1 protein-coding gene is annotated in these 889 nt (G+C 78.1%); it reads right to left on the reverse strand.

Annotation, left to right across the window (positions count from 1 at the left end; genetic code table 11):
* Window positions 1-889: SMC hinge domain-related protein (locus N801_RS19065; protein ID WP_035940953.1), on the reverse strand; the 889-nt coding region annotated here is incomplete at both ends.

Raw genomic sequence — 889 nt, forward strand, 5'->3', positions numbered from 1 at the left:
CACGGCTCACCGCGTCGGCGACGGTCGCCTCGCGGCGGCGGCGCTCCTGCCGCTGGCGGAGGCGCTCACGGGCCTGGATCTCGTTGCGGGCAGCGCCCTCGAGGGAGTCCGCCCGGCCCTTGAGCGAGCGCGCCCGCTCCTCGCGGGTGCGCAGGGTGAGCCGCAGCTCGGTCTCGGCGGTGCGGGCCCGGCTGGCGGCGAGCTCGAGCCCGTCGCGCTCGTCGGTCGAGGGGTCCTCGGACTCGGTCGGCTCGGCGCTGGCCTCGTCGAGGCGGGCGGCGAGCGCGGTGAGCTCGGTCCGGTCCGACTCGAGGGCGGCCTCGGCGACGGTGATCGTGCGCTCGGTGCGCTCGACCTCGGCGCGGCTCGAGCGGATGGTCGACTGCAGGCCGCCGAGCTGCTCGGCGACCGCCGCCATGCGTGCGTCGCTGTCGTGCAGGGCGTCGAGGGCGGCCTCGACGCGCTCCGACACGGCGGCGTGCTGCTCGCGCTCGGTGGCGAGGGCGAAGCGGGTCCGTTCCCCCGCGGTCGTCGCGGCGGCGGCCTCGGCCTGCGCCTCGTCGAGCGCGGACTGGATCTCGAGGAGCGACTCACCGCTGCTCGACCCCCCACGCACCCAGCCGGGGGCGTAGACGTCGCCGTCCCGGGTGACCGCGGTGATGCCCTCCCCCCGGGCGACGAGGGCGAGGGCGTGCTCGGCGTTGGGGACGAGCGCGACGCGGTCGAGGAGCTGCTCGACGGCCGGCAGGACGGAGGCGGGCGCCGACACGACGTCGCGCGCCCAGACGGCCGACCCGTCGATGCCCGGCCACGAGGCGCGGTCGGACGGCGCGGCGGTGTCGCCCACGAGGAGCGTCGCGCGGCCGTGGTCGTCGTCGCGCAGCGCGTC

It is taken from the genome of Knoellia aerolata DSM 18566 (assembly GCF_000768695.1).
Lineage (GTDB): Bacteria > Actinomycetota > Actinomycetes > Actinomycetales > Dermatophilaceae > Knoellia > Knoellia aerolata.